This window comes from Microbispora rosea (genome assembly GCF_044460045.1).
Taxonomy (GTDB): Bacteria; Actinomycetota; Actinomycetes; order Streptosporangiales; family Streptosporangiaceae; genus Microbispora; species Microbispora rosea.
On sequence record NZ_JBITJO010000001.1, the window covers coordinates 1,322,451 to 1,339,279 of the forward strand.

Consider the following 16,829-nt stretch of genomic DNA (forward strand, 5'->3'; position numbering starts at 1 on the left):
TCGGGGCCGCTAATGCGAAAAGGGACCCGTCCGAAGACGGGTCCCTTTTCTGGTGGTTCGCTCAGCCGATGGTCCAGGTGTCGCCGCCGTGCAGGAGGTCGGCGAGGCTGCCGGTGCCCTTCTCGGCGGTGGCCGTCTGGACCTGCTCGTTCAGCAGGTGGTCGTACGACGGCCGGTCGACCGAGCGGAAGACGCCGATCGGCACGTGCTCGAACGCCGGCTCGTCCAGCCGCGACAGCGCGAACGCGAGCGACGGGTCGGGGTTGTGGGCGTCGTGCACGAGGATCTCACTGTCGGCGACCTCGGCGCGGCGCACGACCTCGACGCCGCCCGTGGGCGACAGCCGTACGGCGCGCTCGTTGTCGCCGGTGCCGAAGACGATCGGCTGCCCGTGTTCGAGCCGGACGGTGATCTCGTCGCGGGTGCCGGGGTCCTTCAGCGTGTCGAAGGCGCCGTCGTTGAAGATGTTGCAGTTCTGGTAGATCTCCACCAGCGAGGCGCCCCGGTGCTCGGCGGCCTGGCGCAGCACGCTCTGCAGGTGCTTGCGGTCGCTGTCGATGGTCCGGGCGACGAACCCGGCCTCCGCGCCGAGCGCCAGCGAGATCGGGTTGAACGGCTTGTCCAGCGAGCCCATCGGCGTCGACTTGGTGATCTTGCCGATCTCGGAGGTCGGGGAGTACTGCCCCTTGGTCAGGCCGTAGATCCTGTTGTTGAACAGCAGGATGTTCAGGTTGACGTTGCGGCGCAGCGCGTGGATCAGGTGGTTGCCGCCGATCGACAGCGCGTCGCCGTCACCGGTGATCACCCACACCGACAGGTCGGGCCGGGAGGCGGCGAGGCCCGTCGCGATGGCCGGCGCCCGCCCGTGGATCGAGTGGAAGCCGTAGGTGTTCAGGTAGTACGGGAACCGCGAGGAGCAGCCGATGCCGGAGACGAACACGATGTTCTCGCGCCTGAGCCCCAGCTCGGGCAGGAAGCTCTGCACCGCCGCCAGGATCGCGTAGTCACCGCAGCCCGGGCACCAGCGCACCTCCTGGTCGGACTTGAAGTCCTTCAGCGTCTGCTTGGCGTCCGTACGAGGGATGAGGGCCAGGCCCTTGCCATTGAGGGTGTCAGTCACTTTCGATCACGTCCTGAATGACGGCGGCGAGTTCGGCGGCCTTGAACGGGAGCCCGCGCACCCGGTTGTAGCTGATCACGTCGACCAGATAACGGGCCCGCAGCAGCATGGCGAGCTGACCGAGGTTGATCTCCGGCAGCAGCACCTTGTCGTAGGAGCGCAGCACCTCGCCGGTGTTGGCGGGCAGCGGGTTGAGGTGCCGCAGGTGCGCCTGGGCCACCTTGTGCCCGGCCGCGCGCACCCGGCGTGCGGCCGCCGCGATCGGCCCGTACGTCGAGCCCCAGCCGAGCACGAGCACCCGGGCGTCGCCGTCGGGGTCGTCGACCGTCAGGTCGGGCACGTCGATGCCGTCGATCTTGGCCTGACGCAGCCGCACCATCTTGTCGTGGTTGTCCGGGTCGTAGGAGATGTTGCCGGTGCCGTCGGCCTTCTCGATGCCGCCGATCCGGTGCTCCAGCCCCGCCGTGCCAGGCACCGCCCACGGGCGGGCCAGCGTCTCCGGGTCACGCTTGAACGGTAGGTAAGCGCCGTCGTCGCCGTTGGGCTCGGTGGTGAACAGCACCGAGATGTCCGGCAGCTCGTCGATCTCCGGGATGCGCCACGGCTCCGAGCCGTTGGCCAGGTAGCCGTCCGACAGCAGCATGACCGGCGTGCGGTACTTCAGTGCGATCCGCGCCGCCTCGATCGCCATCGTGAAGCAGTCCGACGGAGTGGCCGCCGCCAGCACCGGCACCGGCGACTCGCCGTTGCGGCCGTACAACGCCATCAGCAGGTCGGTCTGCTCGGTCTTGGTCGGCATGCCGGTCGAGGGCCCGGCCCGCTGGACGTCCACGACGATCAGCGGAAGCTCCGTGGTCACCGCGAGGCCCACGGTCTCGGCCTTGAGCGCGACGCCCGGGCCGGAGGTCGTGGTCACGCCGAGCGACCCGCCGAAGGCCGCGCCCAGCGCGGCGCCCACGCCGGCGATCTCGTCCTCGGCCTGGAACGTCCTGATCCCGAACCGCTTGTGCTTGGACAGCTCGTGCAGGATGTCGGAGGCCGGGGTGATCGGGTAGGACCCGAGGAACAGTGGCAGCTTCGACTGCACCGACGCCGCGATCAGCCCGTACGCCAGGGCCTGGTTGCCGGAGATGTTCCGGTAGGTGCCCGGGCGGAGCGTGGCCGGCTTGATCTCGTAGGAGACCGAGAACGACTCGGTCGTCTCGCCGTAGTTCCAGCCCGCCTGGAAGGCCGCGATGTTCGCCTTGGCGATCTCGGGCTTCTTGGCGAACTTGGCCTCGAGGAACTGGATCGTCCCCTCGGTCGGCCGGTGGTACAACCACGACAGCAGCCCGAGCGCGAACATGTTCTTGGCCCGCTCGGCGTCCTTCTTGGAGATGTCGTAGCCCTCGAGAGCCTTGACCGTCAGCGAGGTCAGCGGCACCGCGTGCAGGCGCCACTCGCTCAGCGAGTCGTCCTCGAGCGGGTTGCCGTCGTAGCCCACCTTCGACAGGTTGCGCTTGGTGAACTCGTCGGTGTTCGCGATGATGTCGGCGCCCTTGGGGAGGTCCCCGAGGTTCGCCTTCAACGCGGCGGGATTCATGGCGACGAGCACGTTGGGCGCGTCGCCGGGGGTCAGGATGTCGTGGTCGGCGAAGTGCAACTGGAAGCTCGACACCCCGGGGAGGGTGCCGGCGGGAGCGCGGATCTCCGCCGGGAAGTTGGGGAGCGTCGACAGGTCGTTGCCGAACTGGGCCGTCTCCGCCGTGAACCGATCACCGGTGAGCTGCATTCCGTCGCCGGAGTCACCCGCGAACCGGATGATCACGCGGTCGAGTTGCTGAACCTGCTTGGTCACAGCTCCTCAGTCCTCCTTGACGCGCCCAGGCCTGCCTGCTGGTGGCACGTTGTCATGTCCATGCTAGATCCATCGGGGTCACGCTGGTTTTTCGCAAATACGCACTTGGGGTGCGCTCTGCCGGGACTTTCCGCACCTGTGGCGCGTTCCCGCTGGTGCCTCGGCCGCCGGGGGGCGGCGCACCGTCAGCTTCGCGAACCGTCCGGGCGACACAGGCCCGACGCGAGCCGGCACAGGTCCAGGTGCAGACGGGCGACGAGCTTGATTCGGGTCACGATCCTCAACTATATGCGGGGGACTCGCATGTGACCGTCAGGTGTTCAGCCCTTGAGATCGTGCCGGGGTTATCCTCGAGATTGGGAGGCGGTATGAGTGGATACTTCGGCTCATATGCCGTGGTCGTCGTCCTCTTCCTCGTCGGCGTGGCGATCTTCGCGGGCGGATTGTTCGTGAACCGGATGTTACGTCCCAGCCGGCCGACCCCCGAGAAGCTCACGACGTACGAGTGCGGAGTCGATCCCGTCGGCGAGGGCTGGGCGCAGTCGCAGATCCGCTACTACGTCTTCACGTACCTCTACGTGGTCTTCGCCGTCGACGCCGTGTTCCTCTTCCCCTGGGCCACCGTCTTCGCCGCCCCCGGGTACGGCATGACGACTCTGGTGGAGATGTTCGTCTTCCTCGCGTTCATCGCGCTCGGCATCCTGTACGCCTGGCGCAAGAGGGTGCTGGGCTGGACGTGACCCGACCGGCTCCGGGGAGGACAATGGACGGCATGGCGGTGACCGCATGCCCGTGAACGATCTCCCGATGCCCACGGTGGGGCCGGTGTCCCGGCTCGCGCCCAAGCCCATGAAGTTCGTGTTGAACTGGGGCCGGCGCTACTCGTTGTGGGTCTTCAACTTCGGGCTGGCCTGCTGCGCCATCGAGTTCATCGCCACGTCGATGAGCAGGCACGACTTCATCCGGTTCGGGGTGATCCCGTTCGCCAACGGCCCCAGGCAGGCCGACCTGATGATCGTGTCGGGCACGGTGACCGACAAGATGGCCCCCGCCGTACGCCGGCTGTACGAGCAGATGCCCGACCCCAAGTACGTCATCTCGTTCGGCGCCTGCTCCAACTCCGGCGGGCCCTACTGGGACTCGTACTGCGTCACCAAGGGTGTCGACCAGATCATCCCGGTGGACGTGTACGTCCCCGGGTGCCCGCCCCGCCCCGAGGCGCTGCTGCACGGGATCATGAAGCTCCAGGAGAAGATCGCGGGCGAGACGCTCGAGGACCGCTACCTGCCGGAGGCGGACGCGTGAGCGCCATCGAGGCCGTGCGCGAGCGGTACGGCTCACGCCTCACCGACTCCTTCGGTCAGGACGTGCTCGACGTGGACTCCGCAGAGTGGGTCGACGCGCTGGCGTTCGCGCGTTCGGCCGGCTTCGAGTTCTTCGACTGGCTGACCGGCGTGGACGAGCCGCCCGAGGCGTTCGCCGTCGTGGCCCATGTGTTCGACCCGGTCGCGTTCGCGCACCTGCTCGTGCGTACCCGGGTGCCGCGCGCGGACCCTCGCCTGCCGACCGCCACCGGCGTCTTCCGCGGGGCGAACTGGCACGAACGGGAGACGTACGAGATGTTCGGCGTGGTCTTCGACGGCCATCCGGACCTGCGCTCGCTGCTGCTGCCCGACGGCTTCGAGGGCCACCCGCTGCGCAAGGACTTCGTGCTGGCCGCGCGCGTCGCCAAGGCCTGGCCCGGGGCCAAGGAACCGGGGGAGTCCGACCACGGCTCGCCGAGCCGCCGCAGGATGCTGCCGCCGGGGGTGCCACCCGACTGGGCCTCCGGGTGAGAGGGGTCCCATGGCCGAGGTGCTCGACATAGCGGTCCGGCTGGTCGTCGTGGTGGCGGCGTTCCTGCTGCTGCCACTGATCGTCGGGCAGATGGAGCACAAGGCCATGGCCCACATGCAGGCCCGCCTCGGGCCGATGTACGCCGGCGGCTTCCACGGGTGGGCGCAGCTCCTCGCGGACGGCGTCAAGTTCGTCCAGAAGGAGGACGTCATCCCGGCGGCCGCCGACCGGCGGATCTTCGCGATCGCCCCGGCGGTGGCGCTCGTGCCGTACCTCGTCGTGATGGTCGTGATCCCGGTCGGCCCCGGGCTGGCGGCCGTGGACCTCGACGCCGGGCTGTTCTTCGTGCTTGCGGTGATGGGCGTCGGCGTGCTCGGCGCGATCATGGCCGGGTGGGCCTCGGCCAACAAGTACAGCGTGCTGGGCGGCATCCGGGCCGCCGCCCAGCTCATGTCGTACGAGCTGCCGCTGGTGCTCGCCGCCGCCAGCGTGGCGATGGCCGCGGGCACGCTGTCCCTGCAGGGCATCGCCGAGCAGTGGCGCTGGTGGTGGCTGCCCTGGCAGGCGATCGGCGCCTTCGTGTTCTTCGTCGCCGGCCTGGCCGAGCTGCGCCGGCCGCCGTTCGACATGCCGATCGCGGAATCCGAGATCATCATGGGCCCGATGACCGAGTACGCCGGGTTCCGCTTCGCCCTGTTCATGCTGGCCGAGTACGCCGGGATCGTGGTGCTGTCCGCCCTGACGACCGTGCTGTTCCTCGGCGGCTGGCAGGGGCCCCTCCTGCCCGGCCCGGTCTGGACGCTCCTCAAGGTCTTCGCCCTGGCCTTCGTCGTCATCTGGGTCCGGGTCAGCTACCCCCGTATGCGTGAGGACCAGCTGCAGAAGTTCGCCTGGACCGTCCTGGTGCCCCTCGCCCTCCTCCAACTCGCCCTCACCGGAGTCGTCAGGGTCCTCACCGCCTGAGCGGCCTCACAACGGGCACCTCCACCCCGGCCACCCCGCCGTCGCCTCGTCCTCCCACACCTGCAGCGTCTTGCCCCGGTAAACCGTATCCGCATGGCTCGCGACCCAGGTCGTGAAGGCGGGGTCGGGCTGAATTCGACCGTCGACCAGCCAGCTCCTGGCGGAAAGCTCGCTTCTGGGGATGACGCCGTGGTCTACGAGGCATTGGACGACTGCGACGAGCGCCTCCCCGCGGCGCTGAACGTCATCGGGGGACGGAACGGGACGCTGCTCGCCACGCTCACATCCCGCTAGCAGCAAAATCGCCGCGATGCTCACCAAGACAGCCGCGCGGCTCGTCATCGCTGGTCCCCCATCGCGCTCCTCGCTTCCTCCACCCAGTCGTCGAGCCGTCTCCCATCGAGCACTGTCTCTCCGTGCGCGCTCAGCCAGGCGGTCAGATTGCGATTGGGCACGACCTTCCCGTCACTGAACCACGCCGCGTCCGCTGGTGGTTCAAGGACACCCGCATCCACCAGCCCTTGTACGACGGGGAGCTCCACTCCGAAGACGGCGTCGCGAAAGGCCTCGTTGCCTTTCCGCAGAGCTTCGGCTGTGTGCCCGGTGTCAAAGGAATCGTTCACGACCGGTGCGGTCACCCCTGTGAGGAACTGGGCGATGGTGCCGGGACCCCACGGATTGGAGAAGCTCAGCGCCCCGAAGCCTCCTGAAAGTATGGAAAGGGCCACCTGGTTGCGGGTCGCCTCTTCATCCTGCTTCTGCGCCGTCGCGAACCGCCGGCCGCTCTCGACGCGCTGTACGAGCCCATAGAGGCCGGCCATCTCACGCAAGAAGTTCTCATCTCCCGGAGCCTTCACCGTCGCCGTCACCGCGGCCGCTATCCGGGCATCCGCCAGCCCCTTGAACACACCCAGTTCTCGAGGATCACATAACGCCTGGTCGAGAAACCTCTCCAGTTCGGACCGGTTGACGATCGCCACCCAGGGATTGCCTTCGACATCGCCCAAAGGAGTCGCGCCCGACCCGTACTCACGACTCGCTCCCTGCGCGAAGTCCGCCATGTAGCGCTGCGCTGTGTGAATCAAGGACTGCCGGATGACCGTCGGGAGGGTGCTCTCTGGGTGGAGTTTGGAGAACTCGGCGGTGGCTTGGACGATGTGGACGACGGACCAGGCGGATTCCTTGGCGTCGGCGGAGGTGCCGCGTTCCGCGGAGACGGCGGCCTTGAGGAAGGCCGCGGTGGGCGCGGAGAGGTCCACCTGGCCGGTGAGCGGAAGCGCGCCGCCCGGGTGCACGTATGAGCTCAGGAAGGGTCCCGGGTCGTAGCCGGGGGTGTGCCAGTCGTCGTTGACGAGCATGCGGGCGTACTTGAGGCCGGTGGCCGGGTCGCCCAGCACGTGCCGGGCGGCCATGCCGTTCTCCGCGGCCCGCTGGAGGACGGCCCCGACGGCGTCGTACTCCGCCATGAGCCGCTGATGACGTGAGGCGTCGACGTCGGTCTCCAGCTTGCCGCGGGCGGGCGGCCAGATCGTCTTGCCGGCGGCGCGGGCGTCGAGCATGGCGCGGGTCAGGTCGGCGAGCAGGCGGGAGTCCCACGACCTGCCCTCGGGGCCGTACTTCACCAGCATTCCGACCGACCAGGGGTCGGAGTTCCCGGTGAGGCCGGCGCGGATCGCGGCGGGCAGCAACGGGCGGCGGTCCTTGCCCGAACCGACGCGCATCTGACTGGCGGCGGCGAGGGACGCCCCGAGCGCCCGGAGCACGCTCACGCTCTCCGCGCTGAAGAGGGCGCTTCCCGTTCGTTCGTACAGCGCGCGGGCCGCGCGCAGCGCGAGCGGGCCGGCCCCCGCCCAGAAGGCCGCCTGGTAGTCCTTGTCGGCCAGGTGCCGCCGCAGACTCTCCGGCAGCTCCCGGAGGGCGGTGCGAGCGTCCTCGGGGTCCTTGGCCGCGAGGGCGGCGGCCAGCGTCTCCGCATCGCGCTTGCCCTGGTTTCCGCTCTGCCCCGTGGCCTCCCAGTCGAGCCGTACGCCGGGCGGCCGGGTGAAGGCGGGGCCGAGGACGCCGGGCGCGCTGCTCAGTGCGCTCCAGCCCTGCTCCCTCGCCAGCTCGTACGCCCTGGCCGTACGGGCGTCCATGTCGCGGACGTCGTCGAGCGCGGCGGCGATGAGGCCGGGCAATGAGGTGACGGCGACTTCGCTCCCCCATTTCTGCATTTTCTGCTGTATGAGGGGACTATGCCGGGCCAATAGTTCGTGCAGCTGTTCCAGCCTTTTGGTCAGCTCCTTGAGATTATCGGGATCGACTCCGACGAAGTCCCCCACGGCGATCCTTCCCGGTGCGGCGGCCTACGAGGCGGCTTTGCGGCGCTCCGCCTCCTCCACACGGGCGATCAGACGTGGCTGCTCGGTCAGCACGGCGTCGAACAGCCTGGTGAGCTGCGTCCTCCGGGCGTTCCAGCCGGCTGCCCAGCGATCGGCCGGCGGGCCCTGCCAGGTCTGGTCGCCGAACAATGCGGGAACGGCGGTGAGCGCCTGGAGGATCTCCCGCACGGCGGTCGCGGCCGCAGCCATGTCCGCCCTGCATTCGGCGATCTCGGGTGACGTCACAGACCCTCCCGGTTCTCGCGGCTGACGCACCGTAAAGCCTAAGGAAACACCGATCGCTCGGCCAGGGATATGCGACGACAACCGGGATTACCGCATGACTATGGGAGGAAAATGCCGTATTCGGCGAGATCGGAGGTGAGGTTCGGGGGCAGGGAGGCGGCGGCCGAGACGTCCTCGGCCGAGACGAAGCCGCCGACCTGGTCGCGTGCGCGCACGATCTGCTCGGCGAGCGCGGGCGTCAGGCCGGGGAGGTTCGCGATCACCGGGGCGGGGGCGTGGTTGACGTCGACCAGGCCGCCGTCGTCGTACTGGCGGGGCAGGTCGGGCCGTCCGATCCGCAGCTCGCGCGCCATCACCGGATCGTGCTCCGCCAGTTCCCTGGCCTGCTGCCGCAGGGCGCGGCGGTGCTGCGCGAGCGCGATCGCCTGCTCGTTCCCGGTCTCGTACGGCGGGGCGTCGCCGAAGACCTGTCTCCTGACCGCGAGCGAGTGCACGGTGCCGATCAGCCAGGGAGCGAGCATGCAGAAGATCATGACGAGGGACACCAGAGCCGGCTCCTGTGTGTCCTCGTACAGCTCGACCAGGTAGATCCAGGCGCCGGTGGCCGTGGCGTATCCGGCGGCGGCGGCCCCGTACCCCCAGCTGCGCCTGCGGATGGCGGCGTACAGCATGCTGAAGGGAGTGCCGAAGCCGCACGTGTACAGCGGAGCGAGCGCCCACAGGTAGCTGGGGGCGTTGGAAGGCCGCTGCACGGGCGGCGGCATCGGCGGCGGCATCGGCGGTGGAGGGGGCGGCGGCACCGGCGACTGTACGTGCGGCGGCATGGGCGGCGGTGCGTGTGGCCGTGCGGGCGGCTGTGCGGGCGCCGCGGGGTGGGCGCCGTAAGGACCCGGCCACTGCTCCCCGTACGGTCCCGGCCCCCGATGCCGGTACGGATTCTGTGGTCCCTGCCCCTGTGGTCCCTGTCCGTGCGGCCCTAGCGGCCCATGCGGCCCCGGCGGTCGGTGCGGTGGTTCTTGCGGCCCCTGTGGTCTCTGCTGGCCCTGCGGTCCTTGCGGTCCGGGCGGGTAACCTCCCGGCCCCCCATAGCCGTTCATGGTCCAGACGATACGTATTTGTCGGTCTTTGCGCTGCCCCCTTCTCCGCACATCCTGTGGACAACTCTGGGGATTACGGTGTGGACGATGTGGAAAACAGCTGGGATGGAGTCACACGTTCACTCGCCGCCGATAGTGCGCGATGATGAGCCTGTGGCGCGCATTCCAGGAGAAGGGCTGGCCAAGGGCCTGGCCGTGACGATGCGGCACATGCTGCACAAGTCGGAGACGCAGCAGTATCCGGAGGTCCATCCCGACCTGCCCGCCCGCAGCCGGGGCGTCATCGCCCTGGTCGAGGAGAACTGCACCGTCTGCATGCTCTGCGCCCGCGAGTGCCCGGACTGGTGCATCTACATCGACTCCCACAAGGAGACCCTGCCGGCGCCCGAGGGCGGCCGTCCGCGCGCCCGCAACGTGCTCGACCGCTTCGCGATCGACTTCTCGCTGTGCATGTACTGCGGCATCTGCATCGAGGTGTGCCCCTTCGACGCGCTGTTCTGGTCGCCCGAGTTCGAGTACGCCGAATACGACATCCGCGATCTCCTGCACGAGAAGGACAGGCTGGGCGAGTGGGCGGCCACGGTGCCGCCGCCACCGGCCCATGAGGTGGGCGCCGAGCCGCCGAAGGAACTGTCGGCCGGGTCCCGCCCGGCGCCGGCCCGCCGTACGGCGCCGCCCGCGCCGGTGAAGGGACCGGCAGAGGGCGCGTCGGCGGCGCAGGAGAGCGCACAGGACACCGCCGCACAGGACACCGCCGCACAAGACACCGTGCAGGAGGCCGTGGGCAAGGCGCCACAGGACACAGCGCGGGGACCGGCCGGACCGGCGGAACCCGCGAAGGGCGCGGAGAGCCGCCCGCGCCGTGAGCCGCCGAGGGCCATGCGCGACATCCGCTCCATCCGGCCACCAGGCTCGCTGCCCAAGAACGCCGGGTCGTCGCAGCAGAAGAAGGACGGGCCCGAGGGGGAGCGATGACCTCCCAGGCGCCGGGGTTGTGGCCGCCCTCGGGGCCTGAGGTCGTCTTCCTGCTGCTCGGCGCCGTCGCGGTCGGCTCCGCCCTGCTGGTCGTCACGACCAGGCAACTCGTCCACGCCGCGCTGTGGCTGGTCGTCTGCTTCGGCGCGCTCGCGGGCGGCTACCTGGTGCTGACCGCCGAGTTCGTCGCCTGGGTGCAGGTGCTCATCTACGTGGGCGCGGTCGTGGTGCTGCTGCTGTTCGGGATCATGCTGACCCGCGCGCCCATCGGGCCCTCAACAGGCCTCGACTCCGGCAACCGGTGGGCCGCCGCGCTGGTCGCCGTCGCGACCGCCGCCGTGCTCGTCACCGTGGTGGTCACCGGCTTCCGCTCGGCGTACGCGCCGCTCCGTCCCGGGCAGGGGGCGGCCGAACCCCTGGGAGCGAGCGTCTTCCGCACCTGGGTGCTGCCGTTCGAGGCGCTGTCGGTGCTCCTGCTCGCCGCGCTGATCGGCGCGATCGTCCTGTCCCGTACGGACATCAGGGGGCGGGAATGACCCGGTTATCGGCCTGGTCGATCGTGCCGGCCTTATCGACCAGGCCGACGGCTCGGAGGCGGTGAGCGAGGTGCACGTCGTCTACCCGGTGGTGGTCTCCGCCCTGCTGTTCTCCATCGGTGTGTACGGCGTGCTGGCCCGGCGCAACGCGATCCTCGTGCTGATGTCGGTCGAGCTGATGCTCAATGCGGTCAACCTCAACCTGGTGGCCTTCGACGTCTGGCTCGGGGACCGCCTGCACGGCGGCCAGGTGCTGACGCTGTTCGTCATCGTGATCGCCGCGGCCGAGGTGGGTCTGGGGCTGGCGATCGTGCTGGCCGTCTTCCGCACGCGCCGGACCGTCGATGTCGACCGGTTGCGGGCGCTTGCCGAAGTCGTGCGCGCGCCCGGCTCGGGGCGTCCGGATGGGGAGGACGCCTCGTGATCGTCGTGGTGGCTCTGATCGTCCTGCTGCCGTTCGCCGCCGCGGCGGCCGGGCTGCTCGCGACCCGCCTCGGCACCCGGAACCTGGGCGCTCGCAGCGAACCGACGGCGTACCGGCGGGCGGCGTGGTTCGCGATCGTCCCGGCCGCGGTGTCGGCGGCGCTCACGGTGTGGCTCGCCGCCGCCCTCGCGGGTGGAGCGGGTGGAGCGGGTGGAGCGGGTGCGTCGGAAAGGCGCTTCTGGTCGGAGCTGCTCCCCGGCCGGGTCGAGGGCACGCTGACGGTGGTCGAGACCGGTTCTGTGCCGATCTCCCTGACTCTGCGGGCCGACGGATTGTCAGTGCTCGCGGGCATCCTGGTCGTCGTGGTCGCGCTGGCGGTGCAGGTCTACTCGGTCGGGTACATGCGGGACGAACCCCGCTACCCGTCCTACAGCGCGTTCGTCAGCCTGTTCACCAGCGCCATGCTGCTGGTGGTCTACGCGGGGGACCTGATCGTCCTCTACGTCGGTTGGGAGATCATGGGCCTGTGCTCCTACCTGCTCATCGGGCACTGGTGGGAGGACCGGGCCAACTCCCGGGCGGCGGTGAAGGCGTTCCTGGTCACCCGGCTCGGCGACGTCGGCTTCCTGTTCGGGATCTTCGTCCTCGGCTCGGCGGCGGGCGGCTTCCGGATCGACGACGTGCTGCGCGCCGACATCCCCCGGGGCACTCTGGTCGTCGCGACGCTGCTGCTGCTCGCCGGGGTCGCGGGCAAGAGCGCGCAGGTGCCGCTGCAGACCTGGCTGCCCGACGCGATGGCCGGCCCGACCCCGATCAGCGCGCTCATCCACGCGGCCACGATGGTGGCGGCCGGGATCTTCGTCGTGGCCCGGCTCTATCCCGCCTTCCTCGCGGCGCCGCCCACGCTCGACGTGCTGGGTGTGGTCGCCGCCGTCGGCATGCTGGGCGCGGCCCTCGCCGCGCTCGCGCAGGACGACCTCAAGCGCGTGCTGGCCTACTCGACGATCAGCCAGCTCGCCTACATGGCCGCGGCGCTGGCCGCCGGGTCCGACCGGGCGGCGATGTTCCACCTGGTGTCGCACGGCGCGTTCAAGGCCCTGCTGTTCCTCTGCGCGGGCCTGGTGATCCATCACGTCGGGTCGAACCTGATCAGCCACATGGGCGGGCTGCGCCGGGCTCTTCCCGTGACGTTCTGGACGATGACCATCGGTTTCGCCGCGCTCGCCGGGCTGCCGCCCGCGAGCGGGTTCTTCAGCAAGGACGCGGTGATCTCGGCCGTCGAGCACGGGACGGGACCGGCCCAGCCGTTCGTGTACGCGTCGGCGCTGCTGACGGTGGGGGTGACCGGTGCGTACGCCGCCCGGGCATGGCTGCGCACGTTCTTCGGTCCCGCCCGGATCGAGCCGCTCGCGGAGCCGCCGCCCGGTGTCGCCCACGTTTTCGACGGCCGGGAGGCGCCCCGGTCGATGCTGTGGCCGGCCGGTGTGCTGGCCGTGCCCTCCCTGCTGCTCGGCCTCGCGGGATCGGCGGCGGGATCGGCGGCCGGCGTGGAGGTCGAGTGGGGGCCGGCGGCCGTCAGCCTCGCCGTCGCGCTGCTCGGCGCCGGGATCGTGTACGCCCTGTGGCGGGCCGCGCCCGAGCAGGATCCCGCCCGGCTGCTCGGGCCGTTCCGGGCGCCGTGCGAGCGGGCCTTCTACGTGGACGCCGCGTACGCGGCGCTGATCGCCCGGCCCGTCCTGCGCCTGGCCAGGGGGGTGGCCCGCACGGACGCGCGGGTGGTGGACGGCGCGGTCCGCGGGTCCGGCCGGGCGACGCTCGGCCTTTCCGGCCTGGTGCGGCTCGCCCAGAACGGCAACGCGCAGCTCTACGTCACCGGCCTGCTGGCGGGACTCGTGCTGATCGCGGTGGCGGCGGTGGTGCTGACGTGACGCGGCGGGTTCGGAACGGTGGCGCGCGGCCTCTCGCGGTGGTCGCGGTGGTGACGACGTGAACTGGTTGCCGATCGCACTCGTGGCCGTCCCGCTGCTGGGAGCCGTCGCCGCCTTCGTCCCGGCCGTACGGGACAGTGCGGTGGCCTGGGGGATCGCCGTCTCGGCGGCGGTGCTGGTCCTCGCGGTCGCGCTCGCCGCGGTCTTCGACTACGCCCGCCCCGCCGAGATGCAACTGCAGACCGACTGGCCGTGGATCCCCGGCCTCGGCCTGCGGTTCCACCTGGGTGTGGACGGCGTCTCGCTGCCGCTCGTCGTGCTGACCGCGCTGCTCGTGTTCCTGTGCTTCGTCCACCTCGCGGGGCACCCGCCCGCGGGCGGCCGGGTGAGTGGGCTGGTCGTCACGCTGCTCGTGCTCGAAGTCGGCATGCTCGGCACGTTCCTCGCCCTCGACCTGCTGCTGTTCTTCGTGTTCTTCGAGGTCGTGCTGGTCCCGATGTACTTCGTGATCGCCCTGTGGGGCGGCACGGGCAGGCGATCGGCGGCGGTGAAGTTCATCCTCTACACGCTGCTCGGCTCCGCGGTCCTGCTCATCGGCCTGCTCGTTGTCTGGACCCAGGCCGGCACGCTCGACATGGTCGCGCTGGCCGGGCGCCACGGCGCGGGCATCGCCCGGTCGGCCCAGATCCTCGCGTTCCTCGCCATCGGTCTCGGCCTGGCGGTGAAGACGCCCATGTGGCCGCTGCACACCTGGCTGCCCGACGCGCACACCGAGGCGCCGACCGTCGGCTCTGTCCTGCTCGCGGGCGTGCTGCTCAAGATGGGCTCCTACGGCTTCGCCAGGATCGCGATCCCGGTGCTCCCCGAGGGCGCGGCGGCCCTGGCCCCCTGGCTCGGCGCGTTCGCCGTGGCCGGCATCGCGTACGGCTCGCTCGCCTGCCTCGCCCAGCGCGATCTCAAACGGATGATCGCCTACTCGTCGGTCGGCCACATGGGCTTCGTGCTGCTCGGGTTCGCCTCGCTCACGCCGGTGGGCCTGAACGGCGCCCTGTTCGCCAACGTCGCCCACGGGCTGATCACCGGCCTGCTCTTCTTCCTCGCCGGAGCCGTCAAGGAGCGGTACGGCACGGCCGACATGGTCCGGCTGGGCGGCGGGATGCTGCGCCGCCTGCCGTACGTCGGGTCGCTGCTGACCTTCGCCTGCGTCGCCTCGCTGGGCCTGCCCGGCCTCGCCGGGTTCTGGGGGGAGATGCTCACGCTGCTCGGCGCGTTCCGCCCGGCCGCGGGGCTCTCCCGGCCGCTGTTCCTCGTGTTCATGGCCGTCGGAGGGCTCGGCATGGTGCTCACCGCGGCCTACTTCCTGGTCATGCTCTCGCGGGTGACGCACGGCCGGGCGGTCGAGACCGTCGCGCCCGCTGCGTCTCTCGAACCCGCCGGGCCTCTCGCACCGGCGCAGCCGGATGAGCCGCCGGGGCCTCCGCTCGCCACCGCCGAGGGCGTACGCGAGGTGCTGAGCGAGCTGGGGGAGGGCGCGGAGCCGGTCGAGCCGGTCGCGACCGAAGCCGCGGTGGCCGCCCTGGAACGGGAGGCCGAAGCCTCGGTGGCCGCCCTGGAGGGAGAAGCCGAGGCCGCGCTGGCCGCTGGAGAGGCCGGTGCGAGGGGCGCCGCCCGGGCGCTCGGGGTGGGTTCCACCGACGCATCGGAGGCGGCCCAGGGGCGGCGGCCCTTCCGGGACGCCACGGTCTACGAGCTGGCGGCGTGGCTCCCGCTGGTGGCGTTGATCGTGCTGTTCGGCCTGTGGCCGAAGGCCTTGCTCGCCGTCACCACGCCCGCCGTGCAGTCGCTCCTCGGATCGGGGGTGGCGCCATGACGGGTGGTGGCGTGATCCAGTCGATCGACTACGCCGCCGTGGCGGCACCGCTGGTCCTCGCGCTGGTGGCCGGGCTCGTGCTGCTGCTCGACGCGTTCCTGCCCGCCCGCCCCGGCGGGGCGCGGGTGCTCGGTCTCGTCACACTCGGCGGCATGGTCGCCGCCCTGGCGGTCGTGGCCGTCCAGGCCGCGGGCGGCGGCACCCGGCGCACGTTCTGCGTCCCCGCCTCGCTCGGCGGGGCGTCCGCCACGGGCAGGGCCGCCCCGGCGTCGTGCTCGTTCGTCGCGGACCGCTTCTCCCTGGTGATCGCGGCGGTCGTGCTGGCCGCCGGGGTGGTCGTCGTGCTGCTGTCGATGACGGAGATCGCCGCAGGACGCGACGCCGGGCCCGCGGAGCGCGGCAGGATCCCGGCAGGGGAGTGGTATTTCCTGCTGCTGGCCACGCTGACCGGGGCGGTGCTGCTGCCGGCCTCCCGCGATCTCATCATGCTGGTCGTGTCGCTGGAGCTGGTCTCGCTGCCGGTCTTCGCGTTGACCGCGCTCCGTCGCCATGACGGCCGCGCCGCCGAGGCGGCCCTCAAGCTCTTCCTGGTCTCGGTGGTCTCCACCGCGGTCACGCTGTTCGGCGTCTCGCTGCTCTACGGGGTGACCGGCTCGGTCCACCTCGACCGGATCGACGCCGCGCTCCGGACGGCGGGAGACATGACCCGGGGCATAGCCGGGAGCGCCGCCGGGGACATGGCCCGGGTCACGGTGGTGGCGATCGTGCTGGTGGCGGCGGGCTTCGCGTTCAAGATCGCCGCGGTGCCGTTCCACTTCTGGGCGGGAGACGTCTACCGGGGCGCCCCGGTCCCGGTCGCGGCGCTGCTGTCGGTGGTGTCCAAGGCGTCGGGCTTCGCCGGGCTGATCCTGCTGCTGACGTACGCGCTGCCGGGAAAGGCGGCGCTGTGGGCGCCGGGAGTGGCGGTCGTCGCCGCACTGACGATGACGGCGGGCAACGTCCTCGCGATGCGGCAGCGCGGGGCCGTCCGGCTGCTGGCCTGGTCGTCGGTGGCGCAGTCGGGCTACATTCTCGCGCCGCTGGCGGTGTACGCCGTCGCCCCCCGCGCGGCCGTCGGCGCGTCGGTCGCCTATCTCGTCTTCTACGCCGCGATGAACCTGATCGCCTTCGCGGTGGTCCTGCTGGTGGCGCGGTTGCCCGAAGGCCAGGACCTGGAGGCGTATCGGGGGCTGGCGCTGCGGAGCCCGGCCGCCGGGCTGTCCCTCGCCTTCGCCCTCGTCTGCCTGGCCGGGCTGCCGCCCGGGCTCGCCGGTCTGTTCGCGAAGATCGTCGTCTTCCGGGCCGTCGTGGACGGCGGGCTCGGCTGGCTGGCACTGGTCATGGCGGCCAACACGGTGGCCGGGCTCTACTACTACATCGCCTGGACCGCCCGGCTGTTCGCGCCGCCCGCGGCGGGCGAGAGCCGTACGGTCCCGACGAGGGCGGCGGCGGGGGTCGCCGTCGCCGTCACGGTCGCCGTCACCGTGGTCTTCTCCGTCGCCCCGCAGGTGGTGCTGTCCGTCTCAGGGTGAGGCGCGTCACGGGGAACGTTCGTCCAGGCCGTGCGCGTTGGTAGGGCTGGACGCATCGAGTTGGAC

At 70.9% G+C, this 16,829-nt stretch carries 15 protein-coding genes; 10 read left to right on the forward strand and 5 right to left on the reverse strand.

Translation table 11 applies throughout. The features are described 5' to 3' along the window. Positions 1-61: 61 nt before the first annotated feature. Both ACIBK1_RS06485 and ACIBK1_RS06490 read right to left on the reverse strand, forming a co-directional pair. The gene (locus ACIBK1_RS06485) at positions 62-1,120 is read right to left on the reverse strand and encodes a 2-oxoacid:ferredoxin oxidoreductase subunit beta (protein WP_030510089.1); all 1,059 of its coding nucleotides are present in this window, start codon (positions 1,118-1,120) and stop codon (positions 62-64) included. Further along, positions 1,113-2,957 carry a 2-oxoacid:acceptor oxidoreductase subunit alpha gene (locus tag ACIBK1_RS06490; protein ID WP_030510088.1) on the reverse strand — a complete coding sequence of 615 codons (1,845 nt, stop codon included), beginning with the start codon at positions 2,955-2,957 and terminating at the stop codon, positions 1,113-1,115. The genes ACIBK1_RS06485 and ACIBK1_RS06490 overlap by 8 nt, the downstream gene beginning before the upstream one ends. Positions 2,958-3,325: 368 nt before the next feature. Between ACIBK1_RS06490 and ACIBK1_RS06495 the strand changes: the two genes are divergently transcribed. From ACIBK1_RS06495 to nuoH, 4 genes are read left to right on the forward strand one after another with little or no spacing between them, the layout of a single operon-like run. Then, on the forward strand, positions 3,326-3,697 hold the full coding sequence (locus tag ACIBK1_RS06495; protein WP_030510087.1) for an NADH-quinone oxidoreductase subunit A: 372 nt from the start codon (positions 3,326-3,328) through the stop codon (positions 3,695-3,697). A gap of 46 nt (positions 3,698-3,743) precedes the next feature. Next, positions 3,744-4,262 (forward strand): NADH-quinone oxidoreductase subunit B, encoded by a 519-nt coding sequence (locus ACIBK1_RS06500; protein ID WP_030510086.1) that lies wholly within the window; start codon positions 3,744-3,746, stop codon positions 4,260-4,262. After that, positions 4,259-4,792 (forward strand): NADH-quinone oxidoreductase subunit C, encoded by a 534-nt coding sequence (locus tag ACIBK1_RS06505; protein ID WP_030510085.1) that lies wholly within the window; start codon positions 4,259-4,261, stop codon positions 4,790-4,792. The genes ACIBK1_RS06500 and ACIBK1_RS06505 overlap by 4 nt, the downstream gene beginning before the upstream one ends. A 10-nt stretch (positions 4,793-4,802) precedes the next feature. After that, the gene (gene nuoH / locus ACIBK1_RS06510; RefSeq protein ID WP_030510084.1) at positions 4,803-5,756 is read left to right on the forward strand and encodes an NADH-quinone oxidoreductase subunit NuoH; all 954 of its coding nucleotides are present in this window, start codon (positions 4,803-4,805) and stop codon (positions 5,754-5,756) included. Between the two features lie 338 nt (positions 5,757-6,094). On the opposite strand, the gene ACIBK1_RS06515 is transcribed toward nuoH, so the two are convergent. The 3 genes from ACIBK1_RS06515 to ACIBK1_RS06525 form a co-directional block, all read right to left on the reverse strand. After that, entirely contained in the window at positions 6,095-7,969 is a 1,875-nt protein-coding gene (locus tag ACIBK1_RS06515; RefSeq protein WP_396732814.1) for a hypothetical protein, read from the reverse strand. A gap of 132 nt (positions 7,970-8,101) precedes the next feature. After that, a complete protein-coding gene (locus tag ACIBK1_RS06520; protein ID WP_030510082.1) occupies positions 8,102-8,362 on the reverse strand; it encodes a hypothetical protein in 261 nt (86 codons plus the stop codon). 98 nt (positions 8,363-8,460) lie between these two features. After that, positions 8,461-9,114, reverse strand: a complete 654-nt coding sequence (locus ACIBK1_RS06525; protein WP_197042775.1) for a ComEA family DNA-binding protein — start codon at positions 9,112-9,114, stop codon at positions 8,461-8,463. A 498-nt stretch (positions 9,115-9,612) separates the two neighbouring features. On the opposite strand from ACIBK1_RS06525, the gene ACIBK1_RS06530 reads away from it, so the two are divergent. From ACIBK1_RS06530 to ACIBK1_RS06555, 6 genes are all read left to right on the forward strand, one after another. After that, complete coding sequence (locus ACIBK1_RS06530) at positions 9,613-10,434, forward strand: NuoI/complex I 23 kDa subunit family protein (RefSeq protein ID WP_396732818.1); 822 nt, start codon at positions 9,613-9,615, stop codon at positions 10,432-10,434. Beyond that, positions 10,431-10,970, forward strand: a complete 540-nt coding sequence (locus ACIBK1_RS06535; RefSeq protein WP_363417027.1) for an NADH-quinone oxidoreductase subunit J family protein — start codon at positions 10,431-10,433, stop codon at positions 10,968-10,970. The genes ACIBK1_RS06530 and ACIBK1_RS06535 overlap by 4 nt, the downstream gene beginning before the upstream one ends. 70 nt (positions 10,971-11,040) lie before the next feature. After that, positions 11,041-11,394 carry an NADH-quinone oxidoreductase subunit NuoK gene (gene nuoK, locus ACIBK1_RS06540; RefSeq protein WP_030510078.1) on the forward strand — a complete coding sequence of 118 codons (354 nt, stop codon included), beginning with the start codon at positions 11,041-11,043 and terminating at the stop codon, positions 11,392-11,394. Continuing rightward, a complete protein-coding gene (locus ACIBK1_RS06545) occupies positions 11,391-13,322 on the forward strand; it encodes an NADH-quinone oxidoreductase subunit L (RefSeq protein ID WP_396732820.1) in 1,932 nt (643 codons plus the stop codon). Before nuoK ends, ACIBK1_RS06545 begins: the two co-directional genes overlap by 4 nt. Before the next feature lie 58 nt (positions 13,323-13,380). Beyond that, a complete protein-coding gene (locus ACIBK1_RS06550; RefSeq protein ID WP_396732822.1) occupies positions 13,381-15,192 on the forward strand; it encodes a NuoM family protein in 1,812 nt (603 codons plus the stop codon). After that, positions 15,189-16,763: an NADH-quinone oxidoreductase subunit N gene (locus tag ACIBK1_RS06555; RefSeq protein WP_396732824.1), complete on the forward strand. Its 1,575-nt coding sequence runs from the start codon at positions 15,189-15,191 to the stop codon at positions 16,761-16,763. Before ACIBK1_RS06550 ends, ACIBK1_RS06555 begins: the two co-directional genes overlap by 4 nt. Positions 16,764-16,829 lie beyond the last annotated feature (66 nt).